Annotated in this window: 9 protein-coding genes; 2 read left to right on the top strand and 7 right to left on the bottom strand. The window is 64.4% G+C overall.

Annotated elements, in window-relative coordinates:
• Positions 1-111 precede the first annotated feature (111 nt).
• The gene (locus tag DDZ17_RS00380) at positions 112-2,034 is read right to left on the bottom strand and encodes a PrkA family serine protein kinase (protein ID WP_116363984.1); all 1,923 of its coding nucleotides are present in this window, start codon (positions 2,032-2,034) and stop codon (positions 112-114) included.
• A 430-nt stretch (positions 2,035-2,464) separates the two neighbouring features.
• Here DDZ17_RS00380 and DDZ17_RS00375 point away from each other — a divergent pair, with 430 nt between their 5' ends.
• Entirely contained in the window at positions 2,465-3,274 is an 810-nt protein-coding gene (locus tag DDZ17_RS00375) for an acyl-CoA thioesterase (RefSeq protein ID WP_116363983.1), read from the top strand.
• A 78-nt stretch (positions 3,275-3,352) separates the two neighbouring features.
• Here the strand turns inward: DDZ17_RS00375 and nspC are convergent, their stop codons facing one another.
• Genes nspC through speA form a run of 3 tightly spaced genes read right to left on the bottom strand, consistent with a single transcriptional unit; the run spans position 3,353 to position 7,692 of the window.
• Positions 3,353-4,528, bottom strand: a complete 1,176-nt coding sequence (nspC, locus tag DDZ17_RS00370) for a carboxynorspermidine decarboxylase (RefSeq protein WP_206613396.1) — start codon at positions 4,526-4,528, stop codon at positions 3,353-3,355.
• Positions 4,529-4,537: 9 nt separating this feature from the next.
• Entirely contained in the window at positions 4,538-5,758 is a 1,221-nt protein-coding gene (locus DDZ17_RS00365) for a saccharopine dehydrogenase family protein (RefSeq protein ID WP_116363982.1), read from the bottom strand.
• Positions 5,759-5,769: 11 nt separating this feature from the next.
• Positions 5,770-7,692, bottom strand: coding sequence for a biosynthetic arginine decarboxylase (gene speA, locus DDZ17_RS00360; protein ID WP_206613395.1), 1,923 nt, complete (start codon positions 7,690-7,692; stop codon positions 5,770-5,772).
• 322 nt (positions 7,693-8,014) lie between these two features.
• Between speA and DDZ17_RS00355 the strand changes: the two genes are divergently transcribed.
• Entirely contained in the window at positions 8,015-9,205 is a 1,191-nt protein-coding gene (locus DDZ17_RS00355) for a GNAT family N-acetyltransferase/peptidase C39 family protein (protein ID WP_116363981.1), read from the top strand.
• A 76-nt stretch (positions 9,206-9,281) separates the two neighbouring features.
• Here DDZ17_RS00355 and DDZ17_RS00350 read toward each other — a convergent pair whose 3' ends face one another.
• Genes DDZ17_RS00350 through DDZ17_RS00340 form a run of 3 tightly spaced genes read right to left on the bottom strand, consistent with a single transcriptional unit; the run spans position 9,282 to position 13,190 of the window.
• On the bottom strand, positions 9,282-11,273 hold the full coding sequence (locus DDZ17_RS00350; protein ID WP_116363980.1) for a transglutaminase TgpA family protein: 1,992 nt from the start codon (positions 11,271-11,273) through the stop codon (positions 9,282-9,284).
• Positions 11,270-12,277, bottom strand: a complete 1,008-nt coding sequence (locus DDZ17_RS00345; protein ID WP_116363979.1) for a DUF58 domain-containing protein — start codon at positions 12,275-12,277, stop codon at positions 11,270-11,272. Before DDZ17_RS00345 ends, DDZ17_RS00350 begins: the two co-directional genes overlap by 4 nt.
• Positions 12,261-13,190, bottom strand: coding sequence for an AAA family ATPase (locus tag DDZ17_RS00340; protein WP_116363978.1), 930 nt, complete (start codon positions 13,188-13,190; stop codon positions 12,261-12,263). The genes DDZ17_RS00345 and DDZ17_RS00340 overlap by 17 nt, the downstream gene beginning before the upstream one ends.
• Positions 13,191-13,203 lie beyond the last annotated feature (13 nt).

Genomic DNA, 13,203 nt, shown 5'->3' with positions numbered 1-13,203 from the left:
TTTGCCTCCGGTCGCTGAATGCTGCCAATCCTGTGTTTAGACCTTCAAATCATACGCATGACTCACTACAGCCGCCGCCCGCAATGGCGGGGCGGCGCAAGGCGCCCTAGGCTACTGCGACTTTCTCACCCGCAGGTACCACTCCGACAGCAGGCGCACCTGCTTCTCGGTGTAGCCGCGATCGACCATGCGCTCGACAAAGTCGGAGTGCTTCTTCTTGTCCTCGGCCGAGGCCTTGGCGTTGAAGGAAATGACCGGCAGCAGATCTTCGGTGCTGGCGAACATTTTTTTCTCGATCACGGTGCGCAGCTTTTCGTAGCTGGTCCACTTGGGGTTGCGGCCCTCGTTGTTGGCCCGCGCGCGCAGGGTGAAGTTGACGATCTCCGAGCGGAAGTCCTTGGGGTTGGAAATGCCTGCGGGCTTCTCGATTTTCTCCAGTTCGTCGTTGAGCGCCGAGCGGCTGAGGATTTCGCCGGTTTCCGGGTCGCGGTATTCCTGGTCCTGCACCCAGAAGTCGGCGTAGGTGACATAGCGGTCGAACAGGTTCTGGCCGTATTCGGCATAGCTCTCCAGATAGGCGGTCTGGATCTCTTTGCCGATGAACTCCACGTAGTTGGGCGTCAGCCACTCCTTGATGAAGTTCAGGTAGCGGTCGTGAGTCTCCTGGGGGAACTGCTCCTGCTCGATGGCGGTTTCCAGCACATACAGCAGGTGCACCGGGTTAGCGGCCACTTCGACGGCGTCGAAGTTGAACACCTGCGACAGCACCTTGAAGGCAAAGCGGGTGGACAGCCCGTCCATGCCCTCGTTCACGCCCGCGTTGTCGCGGTACTCCACAATGGATTTGGCCTTGGGGTCGCGGTCCTTCAGGGATTCGCCGTCGTAGATGCGCATCTTGGAGTAGACGCTGGAATTTTCCGGCGTCTTCAGCCGCGACAGCACACTGAACTGGGCGAGAATATCCAGCGTATCCGGTGCGCAGGGCGCCTCGTGCAGGGAGCTGTTCTGCAGCAGTTTTTCGTAGATCTTGATCTCTTCGGTGACCCGCAGGCAGTACGGCACCTTGACGATGCTCACCCGGTCGATAAAGGCCTCGTTGTTCTTGTTGTTCTTGAAGGACTGCCACTCGGATTCGTTGGAGTGGGCCAGCACAATGCCCTCAAAGGGAATGCCACCGATGCTCTCGGTGCCATTGTAGTTGCCCTCCTGGGTGGCCGTGAGCAGCGGGTGCAGCACCTTGATCGGTGCCTTGAACATCTCCACAAACTCCATCAGCCCCTGGTTGGCCCGGCACATGCCGCCAGAATAGGAGTAGGCATCCGGGTCGGACTGGGCGAAGTGTTCCAGTTTGCGGATGTCCACCTTGCCCACCAGCGACGAGATATCCTGGTTGTTCTCATCCCCCGGCTCGGTCTTGGAAATAGCCACCTGGTCGAGGATGGACGGAAACACCTTCACCACTTTGAACTGGCTGATATCGCCGTGGTATTCGTGCAGGCGCTTCACCGCCCAGGGCGACATCACCGACTTCAGGTAACGGCGGGGAATGTCGTATTCGTCTTCGAGGATCTGGCCGTCCTCGTCGGCATTGAACAGGCCCAGCGGCGACTCAAACACCGGTGAACCCTTGATGCAGTAGATGGGTTGGCGCTCCATCAGCTGCTTCAGGCGCTCGGCCAGCGATGACTTGCCGCCGCCCACCGGCCCCAGCAGGTAGAGGATCTGCTTGCGCTCCTCCAGCCCCTGGGCGGCGTGACGAAAGTAAGCGACGATTTTCTGGACGCACTCCTCCATGCCGTAAAACTCGTCAAAGGCCTTGTAGCGCTTGATGACCTTGTTGGCGAAGATGCGGCTGAGGCGAGGATCTTTGGCGGTGTCCACCAGTTCCGGCTCGCCGATGGCAAGCAGCATGCGCTCGGCGGCGGAGGCGTAAACACTGGGGTCGGATTTGCACAACTCCAGGTACTCCTGAAGACTGTACTCCTCCTCGCGCGTGGATTCGTAGCGGTCCTGATAGTGATTGAATAGGCTCATCGTTCTATTCCTCCCCTGTCCCTGGACAAAGAAAACTCACTGAAGACTCGTCCTCAGCATACAGCAAATTCAAGCGCCAAAAAGACGAAGTTAAAAAATTTAATGCGTGATTTTCCGCACAAAAGCTTCTTTAATGGGCGTTCTGCCTCGCACAATCTGCACCCTGCCCCGGCCGGTTTTTTCACCCCTGTTCCCCCACATTCCCCGCTTCACTTGCAGCTGCTTTCGCGACGGCACACTCACCTCGTTCCCGCTGTCGCCGCACGGCCTAGCACTTAGTACTGAGCACTTAGTACTGAACAAGTAGCAATATTTGTTCCCACCGACACACCCTGTGCAAAAATGCAGCGCCCTGCCCGCTTGCCGCGCCATTGGCGGCGCTGCTATAACGAGCGGCCTGCTATAGCCCTTTGTTGTACAAGGAAGTCCCATGACCCACCCTTTTGAGCGCGCCATTGCCCTTGAACCAAGCTCCGACGATACGTTTACCGGCCAGATTCCCGCTGACTACGCCAACTTCATCGGCCCCTTTGGCGGCGTGCTTGCCGCTGTCATGCTGAACGCGCCCTGCCAGTCGGCCCAGCGCCTGGGCGACCCGCTGTCCCTGACCGTGAACTTCGGCGGCCCGGTGAGCGAAGCGCCGTTCACGGTGGCTACGCGGCCCACCTGCACCAACCGCTCCTCCCAGCACTGGCTGATGGAATTGCACCAGAATGGGGAGACACCCGTGACCGCCAGCGCTGTTTTTGCCCGCCGGCGCGACACCTGGGCCGACCAGGAGCGCCGCCCGCCGCAGGTGGCGCCGGCCGCCGAGGCCGAGCCGCTGGCCACCGATCACCTGCCGCGCTGGGTCAGCAACTATGAGATGCGGGTGGTGCACGGCGGCATGGGGTTTCTGGCAGCAGCGCCACAAGCTAGCGACAGCTCGGAAACCGTGCTGTGGATACGCGACAACCCGCCGCGGCCGCTGGACTTTCCGGGCCTGGCGGCCATTGCCGACAATTTCTTTCCGAGAGTGTTTGTGCGCCGGCCCCAGTTTGTGCCGGTGGGCACGGTGAGCCTGACCACCTACTTCCACGCCGACCAGACGGAGCTGGCCCGCCAGGGCGATGGCTTTTTGCTGGGCCGGGCCTGGGGCAACCGCTACCACAAGGGCTATCACGACCAGTCCGCGGAGTTGTGGAGCGATGCCGGCCAGTTGCTGGCCAGCACCCATCAGGTGGTGTACTTCAGGGAATAGCGGCCGGCAGGATCAGAACGGCCGCAGGGGCTGCTACCTCAGCCGCTGGCGCAGTCGCGACAGCGGCCGGGGTGTCAATCAGGACAGCCGTTGGCGGAAGTCCTGGTAGCCAAATTCGCGAATGACCTGCAGGGCGTCGGTCTCGGAATTCCACACCGCGATGGCCGGCAGGCCACAGCCGTTGAAGGTGGTGGTTTTCACCATGGTGTAGTGGGCCATGTCCTGGAACAGCAGGCGCTGGCCCGCGGCCAGGGGGGCATCAAAGCTGTAATCACCGATCACATCCCCCGCCAGGCAGGTCAGCCCGCCCAGGCGGTAGTCGTGCGCGCGTTGTCCCGGTTCCGAGGCACCGTAGATGCCCGGGCGATAGGGCATTTCCAGCACATCCGGCATGTGGCAGGTGGCGGAGGTGTCCAAAATGGCCTGGTCCAGGCTGTTCCAGGTGGTATCCAGCACCGTGGTGGCCAGCACGCCAGTGCCAATGGCCACCGCCTCCCCCGGCTCCATGTACACCTGCACGCCGTGGCGCTCGGAAAACGCACGAATGCAGTCCACCAGTTCATCCACCTGGTAGTCGGGCCGGGTGATGTGGTGGCCGCCGCCAAAGTTCACCCACGTCATCTGCCCCAGCAGGTGGCCAAAGCGCGCTTCCACTGCGTCCAGCGTGCGCTTGAGGGGCGGGAAGTCCTGTTCGCACAGGGTGTGAAAGTGCAGTCCGGAAATCCCTTCCAGCGCCGCCTCATCCAGCTGCGACAGCGGGATGCCCAGGCGCGAACCCGGGGCGCAGGGGTCGTAGATGGCAACATCCCCCTCGGAGTGCTCCGGGTTGATGCGCAGGCCAAAGCGGAGCCCGGGGCGCTCAATCAGCGCCTGGCGCACCAGCGGCTGGGCGCGCTGCCACTGGCCACAGCTGTTGAACACCACATGGTCGGCAATGGCCAGAATCTGCTTGAGGTCGGCCTCGCTGTAGGCCGCGCCAAACACATGCACTTCGCCGCTGTAGAACTCTCTGCCCAGCTGCGCCTCGTGCAGGCCCGAGGCGCAGGTACCGCTCAGGTAGCGCGACACCAGCGGCGCAAAGTGCCACATGCTGAAGGCCTTTAGCGCCGACAGCACCCTGGCCCCGCTGCGCTCGGCCACGTCGGCCAGAATGCGCAGGTTGCGCTCCACGGCCACCTCGTCCACCACAAAGCAGGGCGATGGCAGCCGGGACAGGTCCAGGCGGGAAAAATCGGTGAACTGGTTAATTTCCACGGCGGCGTCTCAGAGCTCCGCGCCTTTCTGGACGTCCAGGCGGAAGCCCGGGTCCAGTTCCACTACCTGCCAGGGCAGGCCGTGCTGGTTCATGTCCGCCATGAAGGGGTCCGGGTCGCACTGCTCCAGGTTCCACACCCCGGGGCGCTTCCAGTGGCCTTCCAGAATCATCTTGGCGCCAATCATGGCCGGCACGCCGGTGGTGTAGGAAATCGCCTGGGACTGCACTTCGGCATAGCAGGCCTGGTGGTCGCAGATGTTGTAGAGGTACATCACCTTCTCCTGACCGTCCTTCTTGCCGCGCACAATGCAGCCAATGCAGGTTTTGCCTTTGGTACGCGGGCCCAGGGTGGACGGGTCCGGCAGCAGTTTGGCCAGGAACTGGATGGGCACAATCTCCACACCGTTGTAGTCCACCGGCTCGATACCGGTCATGCCCACGTTGCCCAGCACTTCCAGGTGCTTGAGGTAGCTGTCGCCAAAGCTCATCCAGAACTGGGCGCGCTTGAGGCTGGGAAAGTGCTTGGCCAGGGATTCCAGTTCTTCGTGGTACATGCGGTAAATGTTGTAGCTGCCCACCGCGTCGGGGCACTCAAAGCGCGCCATTTTCGACATGGGGGGCGTGGTCACGAACTGGCCGTTTTCCCAGTGGCGGCACTCGGCGCTGACTTCGCGGATGTTGATTTCCGGGTTGAAGTTGGTGGCGAAGGGATAGCCGTGGTCGCCGCCGTTCACGTCGATGATGTCCAGCTCCTCGATCTCGTCAAAGTAGTGCTTGGCGAGATAGGCGGTAAACATGTTGGTGGCGCCCGGGTCAAAGCCGCTGCCCAGCAGCGCGGTCAGGCCGGCCTGCTCGAAGCGGTCCTGGTAGGCCCACTGCCAGTGGTATTCGAACTTGGCGGTATCCGGCGGCTCGTAGTTGGCGGTGTCCAGGTAGTTCACCCCGGCATTCAGGCAGGCGTCCATGATCGACAGGTCCTGATAGGGCAAGGCCACGTTGATCACCAGCTCCGGCTGCTCCTGCTTCAGCAGGGCCGTCAGTTCCTCGACGTTGTCGGCATCCACCTGGGCGGTGCGGATGGGGCGCTCTATCTGCGCCGCGATAGCCTTGCACTTGGCCTCGGTGCGGCTGGCCAGCAGGATGTCACTGAACACCTGTGGCAATTGCGCGCACTTGTGGGCCACCACGCCGCCGACGCCACCGGCGCCGATGATGATTACCTTTGCCATGAAACCTCCTGTTAGGAATGATGCTCGAAATAAGTGTAGCCCTGCAGGCTATCGCGGAAGGCCTGCAGAATGCGCTGGCGCTCGGCCACGCTGATGCGACCGCTGCGCACGGCGTCCTCGGCCACTTTGCGGAACTGCTCCTGCATGTGCTTGGGCTCGTACTCCACATAGCTGAGTACGTCGGCAATGCTGTCGCCGTGGAATTCGCGCACAAAATCAAAGCTGCCATCGGCATTGATCGACACGCTCACCACGTTGGTGTCGCCGAACAGATTGTGCAGGTCACCCAGGGTTTCCTGGTAGGCGCCCACCAGGAACACGCCCAGGTAGTAGTCCTCGCCATCGCGCAGGCCGTGCAGCGGCAGCGTGTTTCGCAGGCCACCCGGCAGCGTAAACTGGTCGATACGGCCGTCGCAGTCGCAGGTCAGATCCGCCAGAATGCCCTCGCGCAGCGGCTCCTCGTCGAGCCGGTGAATGGGCATGATGGGAAACACCTGGTCAATGGCCCAGATATCCGGCAGTGACTGGAACAGGCTGAAGTTGCCGTAGTAGATGTCCGACAGCTGCTCCGGCAGGCTCTCCAGCTCCGCTGGCACCCGCTCCAGCTGCGGCAGCAGAGCGTTGATGGCCTGCATCACCGCCAGGCAGATGTCCTCGGCCAGGGCGCGGTCGCGCAGGCTGGCCTGGCCGCGGTGGAACAGTTCGCGGGTCTCGTCGCGGTAGAAAATCGCGTCGTTGTAGCACTCCTGGTAGCTGTCGATGTCCACCCGCGCCAGCACTTCCAGCAGGTGGGCAATAAACTCGGAGCTGTCCTCGGGCGCGCTGGCGGGAATCTTCCCGGGCTGCGAATCGCGGATATCCAGCACGTTGAACAACAGCATGGACGAATAGGCCACGGTGGCACGGCCGGATTCGCTCACCAGCACCGGGTGGGCGATCTCCAGCGGGTCCAGGGTCTCGCGGACTGTCTCGACGATGTTCACGCAGTACTCGTCGAGCTGGTAGTTCATGCTGTGGGTGGAGTTGGCACTGGCGCCTTCGTAATCCACCGCCAGGCCGCCGCCGAGGTCGAGGTAGCCCATGGGGGCGCCCTCGGCCACCAGCCCGGCGTAAAACTGGCAGGCTTCCAGCACGCCGCTGCGCACGTTGCGGATATTGGGCACCTGAGAACCCAGGTGACAGTGCAGCATCTGCAGGCAGTGCAGCATGCCCGCGTCGCGCAACTCGGCCGCCACCTGCAACAGGGCGGTGGTGGACAGGCCAAAAATCGAGCGGTCGCCACTGTCCTGGCTCCAGTGCCCGTCCACCTTCACCGCGCTGCGCATGCGCACGCCAATCAGCGGCTCGATATCCAGGTGCCGGCTGCGCTCGATGATCACCCGCAGCTCGTGCAAAGATTCCAGCACAAAAAACACCGGATAGCCCATGCGCCGGGCGTACAGGCCCAGGTCAATGAACTCGCCGTCCTTGTAGCCATTGCACACCACCAGGGTATCGGTATCGCGCAACTGGCTGAGGGCGATGATCAGCTCCGCCTTGCTGCCGGCTTCAAAACCGTGGTGGTAGCGCCGGCCGTAGTCGGCAATCTCCTCGATAACGTGGCACTGCTGGTTCACCTTGATGGGGAACACACCACGGTACACGTTGTTGTAGCCGCCCTCGGCAATGGCCCGGGCGAAGGATTCGTTCAGCACCGCTATGCGGTGATCCAGCACATTGCGAATGCGCAGTACCGCCGGCATGTCCAGGTGGCGCGCGCGCATCCCTTCAACAATGTCGAGGATGGATACGGCTACGGTGTCATCGCCCTGCTGCAACAGGGCCTGCATTTCACCGCGCTCGTTGACGGAATAATAAGGCGCGCCCCAGGCATCGACGCCGTACAGGGCACTGCTGTGGGCAGGGCTCCAGCCCTCAGGGAGTTCAGGCGCCACGGCGGGTAACCTCGCGGTGGCAGGTATCGGAGCCGGCAGCAATAACCGCCGGCATGGAAGGGTCAGCTTTTCTCGGCACTGACGGGGCTCCTCGCAGGTTCAGATGTCACACTGCACCGGCGGTAACCGCCCGGCATCAGTGTGGAAAGGCCAAAAACATAAAATCCTGATAGTGGACAAAACGGCCCGCATTCTAGGGCCGCTCACTTGGAACGCAAGCAGAATTTTAGCCTCCCCATGTGAATTTTTAGCGCATAAGCGGTACTGGCACCGGCGGCGCAGCCGCTATAGTCTGCGCATTCTCTGTGTAACGACCACTGACATGCACATACGTTCCCCGCTCGATAGCGATCTCCCCGCCCTGCTGGCCCTGGAAGAAGCCAGCTTCCGCAGCGACCGCATCAGCCGCCGCAGCTTCCGCCGCTGGTTGCGCCACCGCGACTGCGTGTTCCGCGTGGCGGTGGACGGCGACGAGCCCGGTGAGGCAGACAACGCCAGCCATAAAGAGCATAGCACGCTGTTGGGCTACGCCCTGGTGACCCTGCGCCGGGGCACCCGCCTGGCCCGCCTTTATTCGCTGGCGGTGGATGGCGCCGCCCGCGGCCGCGGCATTGCCCAGGCCCTGCTGGCCTCGGTGGAACAGGCCGCCCGGGACGCCGGCGCCATCGACATGCGCCTGGAAGTGGCCGAGAACAACCACGGCGCCATCGCCCTGTACGAAAAGCTTGGCTACACCCGCTTTGGCCTGTACGAGGACTACTACGAAGACCACGCCAGCGCCCTGCGCATGGAAAAGCGCATTCGCCCCTACCAACCCGCGGGGGATAACCGCCAGTTGCCCTGGCTGCCACAAACTACCGCCTTCACCTGCGGCCCGGCGTCGCTGATGATGGCCATGGCCGGCCTGCCGGGCGCCAACTACCTGCCAAGCCCCGAGGAGGAGATTGCCCTGTGGCGCGAGGCCACCACCGTGTTTATGACCTCCGGCCACGGCGGCTGTCACCCGATGGGACTGGCCCTGGCCGCCCACCGCCGGGGCTTTCGCGCCGAGGTCTGGGTGAATATCGAAGGCCCCCTGTTCCTTGAGGGAGTGCGCGATGAAAACAAGAAGCGCGTGATGCGCATCGCCCACGAGGGCTTTGAGCGCGAGTGCCGCGAGGCTGGCATTGCGGTGCACCACAGCGACATTGACCAGGACGAACTGACCCGCCGCTTCAGTGCCGGCGCCAACATGCTGATCCTGATCTCCACCTACCGCATGGACAGCATGAAGGCCCCCCACTGGGTGACCCTGAGCGGCTTTGACGACGCCTGCCTGTACGTACACGACCCGGACCTGGGAGACACCAGCCCCCGCGCCCTGCGCGAGGCCCCGCGCAACCCCCTGGACTGCCAGCACCTGCCCATCGCCCGGGGCAGTTTTGCCGCCATGAGCCGCTTTGGCAGCAGCCGCCTGCGGGCTGTCGTTGCATTGGAGGCGCTGGAGGCGCTGGAGGCGCCCAGCAGCAGTTAATAAGGGCGGCAGTCAATAAAGTCCGCAGTCAACAACAGCACCAGCGCATAAAAGCTCGGTCATTCAGCCCAGTCATTCAGCGCGGGCGCAAGCGCCGGCGCGACTGGCGAATGCGCTGTGCCGCCTCCCGCTGCATTGTCCCGGCGGGGGCGTACTGGGCCTGCTCAAAGAGCCGGGTGACCGTGGCAACCACCTCGGCATTGGCCGGCTGGGCGGCCGCCGCGCGGCGGGCAAAATCCCCCGGCGCCTCGCCCGGGCCGCGCTGCAGGCCGAGCCGCGCCAGGCGCGCACAGAAGGCCAGGTACTCGCGGGTTACCGCATCCATCGCCGGGCCCCGGCGCGCTCGCATCAGCCAGATGCCCAGCGGCCCCAGCACCAGCAGGCCGCTACCCAGCAGGATCAGCACAAACTTCTGCGCCGTGAGTTCGCCCAGGTAGCGCTGCAGAATCTGCAGCTGGTTCTCGCTGTTGAAACCCACCACCCAGGACTGCCAGCGGTAGGTGAGCGCGTCGTAGCGCAGGCGCAGGCTGTTGATCCAGTCGATGCCGCGGTAGCGCAAAGGCGACAGGGGCGAATCTGCCAGAAAGCTACCCTCCCCGGCCAGCGCCTGCTCCAGGCCCTGTTCGATGCGCGAGGGAGAGACCGCGGCAGTGGGGTCCACCCGGCGCCAGCCCTCCCCGTCCAGCCACACCTCGGCCCAGGCGTGGGCGTCGAACTGGTGCACGATGACGGTGCGGTTGACCGGGTTGACCTCGCCGCCCTGGTAACCCGCCACCACCCGGGCCGGCACGCCACCGGCGCGCATCAGAGTGACGAAGGCCGCGGCGTAGTGCTCGCAAAAGCCGCGGCGTGTGTCGAACAGGAACTGGTCGGTGGGGTGCTCACCCAGCAGCGGCGGCTGCAGGGTGTAGATGTAGGGCTGCTGCCGAAAGCGCTCGAGCACCGCCTCCACAAACGCGGCATCGCTGCCCGCGCCTTCGCGCAGTTGCTGCGCCAGGGCGCGGGTGCGCGGGTTGTCGTCGGCCGGCAGGCGCAGCTCCGCCAGCCGCCGCCAGTCACTCAGGCTCGGTGCCAGCGGCGCATCCGGCCAGGAGCGCACCGTGTAACGGTACTGCTCCTCCACTTCCACCGGGCGGAACAGGCGGTAGTCCGGCGCCTGCATCACCCCGGCCTGGGCGGACTCGGCATAGCGCAGGCTGTATAGCCAGTTCTGCTGGGTGGGCATCATCAGCACGCTGTAGCGCAGCGGCTCGCCTTCGGTGGCCACCGGCGCGGCGCGGCGCTCAGCGGCCGGCACCTCGTAGTAGTTGAAGCTGGACCACACCCCCGCCTGCAAACGGCTCATTACCAGGCCGCGCCAGTACAGCTCAGCCTTGGGGGGAATGTCTCCCTCAAAGCTCACCCGAAAGGCCACCGCGTCGGACTTGCTGAGGTTGGAAATGGACCCGGGGCTCATGTTGTCGGATACGCCGGTGCGGGCGGCGTGGGTTTTTACCGGCACCGTCCACAGGGGTCCAATGCGCGGGAACAGGAAGAACAGCACCAGCATCAGCGGAAAAGCCTGGGCCAGCATCACCCCGGACTGGCGCAGGGGAGCCAGGCGAATATGGGCCCGAGCCCCCTGGTGCAGGGCCACCAGCGCCGCCGTCACCAGCCAGACGGTCAGCAGGCTGTAGAGAACAATCAGCAAATCCTGGGTGAACAGAAACTCGGTGATGCAGATGAAGTAACCCAGAAACAGCAGTACGTAGGCGTCCTGGCGCCGGGCCAGTTCCAGCAGTTTCATGGCGTAGGCGGTGAGCAGCAGGGCCACCGTGGGCTCCAGACCCAGCAGGCTGCCGTAGCTTAGCCAAATACCGGTGCCGGCCAGCACAATCAGCCCCAGCTTCACCAGCCGTTTGGGGAACGGCCACACTCCGCGGTAGATCTGCAGCCGCCACAGGGCACAAACACCATACACCGCCACCACCCACAGGGGCAGGCGCGTGATATGCGGCGCCAGCAGGGCCGCCATCCCCAGCAGTATCCACACCAGGGCGTTGCGCGGAATCTGCTCGTTGGCCTTCACGCGCTGCGCTCCACGCCGTGCAGGGCCAGGGCCGTCAGTACCTGGTCGCGGTGGCCATCCCCGCTGCCGGGGGCAATCTCCACCCCGGGCAGGCGCAGCCCGAAGGCCTCGCGCCGGCGCTCGAAGTCCAGGGCCCAGTAACACAGGTGCGACAGACGCTGCTCGGTGCCCAGACCGGCAAAGGCCTCCCACGACAGCCAGCGGTCGCTCTGGGCGTGGGCGGCATAGAGCTTGCTTTGCAGGCCCTGGCCACGGGCCAGGCCCTTCCAGTGCACATGGCGCAGGGAGTCGCCGCCGCGATAGTCGCGAAAGCCGTCGAAATCCTCGGCCCCCGGCACCGGCAGCGCGCCGCCGCTGCCCGCCTCTGCCGCCTGCCCCGGCAGCTCCGCAGACGCCAGCGGCTGGGGATACACCACCGCCTGCAGGTCGAGGTCCACCCAGGTCCAGCAACGCAGCAGGCCGAGCGGATAGGTGGTTTCTATCAGCAGGCGCCCGGGGTGATACCAGCCGCGCCGCCCCACCGGGCAGTAAAAACGCAGCACTTCGCTGTCGGCGTCGATCAGGTTGATGCGCTGCTCGTTGCTCTCGGGCCAGGCCAGGCGCAGATCAAAGCGCGGGCGGCGGCCGCCCCGCTCCAGGCGCAGGTCGAACTCGGTCTGCTGGCCTGCAAAGGCGGCCCGGGCCAGCACCGCGTGCACCCCGAGACCGGCGAGATTGGCGTAGGTGTGGAGGATGGCAACAATGAACAGGGTGGCCAGCAGAAAGGTCAGGCCATAGCTCATGTTGTTTTCGTAGTTGATGGCGGTGAGCAGCATCACCGCCAGGCACAGCAGGAAGAAAACCCCCACCCGCGAGGGCATGATAAAAATGCGCCGCTGGTCCAAGGTGACGCTGCGGGCGGGGGGGATACGGCGCTTTATCCAGGCGCCAAAGCGCCGCCGCAGGCGCTCTCGCCAGCTGCCGGGCGCTGTGCCCGCCTGCGCTGCCTCAGGGGCGTATGACATCCACCTTGCGCAGCATTTGCATAACCAGGGCCATGCCGTCTCCGGAAAAGTCGCCACTGGGCACCAGGCGATGGGCCACCACCGCCGGCAGCACCAGTTGCAGGTCTTCTGGCACCACGTGGCCGCGATTGTGCATAACCGCCCAGGTGCGGGCGCAATCCAGCAGGGCCAGTGCCCCGCGCGGCGACAGCCCCACGGCGAACTCCGGCGCCTCGCGGGTGTAGGCCACCAGCCGCTGCAGGTAGTCCAGCAGGCTGTCGGCGGTGTGTACGCCCGCCACCGCTTCGCGAATCTGCGTCAGCTGCGCCGTGCTGATGCGCTGTTCAAGGCGCTGGCTGTCGCCGCCCGCCAGGGCCTGGCGCTGGAACATCTCGCGCTCGGCCTTGGGGTGGGGGTAGCCCAGTTCCAGGCGCATCAGGAAGCGATCCAGCTGGGATTCCGGCAGCGGATAGGTACCACTCTGGTGAATCGGGTTCTGGGTGGCAATCACAAAGAAGGGCTCGGGCAGCGCCCGTGTCTCTCCTTCCACCGTCACCTGCCCTTCGGCCATGGCTTCCAGCAGGGCGCTCTGGGTACGCGGCGTGGTGCGGTTGATTTCATCCGCCAGCAACAGCTGGGTAAAAATGGGGCCGGGATGGAAGGTGAAGCTGGCGTCGTTGCGATTGTAGATGGACACCCCGAGGATATCCGCCGGCAGCAGGTCCGAGGTAAACTGCACCCGCTTGTAGGACAACCCCAGCACATCCGCCAGGGCGTGGGACAGGGTGGTTTTACCCATGCCGGGCAAATCCTCGATCAGCAGGTGGCCCCGGGCGAACAGGCAACACAGGGCCAGCCGTATCTGCGACTCTTTGCCCAGCAGCACGCGGCCCACTTCGGCCACCGCGCCGTCAACCAGCCCCTGTATCTGCATGCCCGCCCCCCGC

This window comes from Parahaliea mediterranea, assembly GCF_003402235.1.
GTDB lineage: Bacteria > Pseudomonadota > Gammaproteobacteria > Pseudomonadales > Halieaceae > Parahaliea > Parahaliea mediterranea.
This window is presented reverse-complemented; position numbering and strand designations above follow the sequence as displayed.